This window comes from Mesorhizobium sp. M1A.T.Ca.IN.004.03.1.1 (assembly GCF_003997555.1).
In the GTDB taxonomy this organism is placed as follows: Bacteria; Pseudomonadota; Alphaproteobacteria; order Rhizobiales; family Rhizobiaceae; genus Mesorhizobium.
Genome location: NZ_RZTV01000669.1, coordinates 1 through 255 on the forward strand (window position 1 = coordinate 1; position 255 = coordinate 255).

At 63.5% G+C, this 255-nt stretch carries 1 protein-coding gene; it reads right to left on the reverse strand.

The window, feature by feature from the left end; all coding sequences use genetic code 11:
- The coding region (locus EOD29_RS33345) for a hydantoinase B/oxoprolinase family protein (protein ID WP_206520588.1) at positions 1-255 on the reverse strand (255 nt) is incomplete at both ends.

The window sequence follows — 255 nt, forward strand, 5'->3', positions numbered from 1 at the left end:
CTGGAAGACGCCATAGGCGGGCAGCAGCAGAGCCCAGGAGGTGGCGGTCGCCACCATCTCGTTGTCGGGGTTGGTCCAGGTGCCCTTGGGCAGCTTCAGCTCGGTCGCCATCCAGGCGCCGTCATTGACCAGCCCCTCGAAGTTCATGTGCTGGGTCAGCGTCACGAACATGCCGCCATCCATGCCGGCCGGCGTGCAGTTCATCGAATGGTAGCCCCATGGCTGCGTGCCCTCGAAATCCATGATGATCTTGCC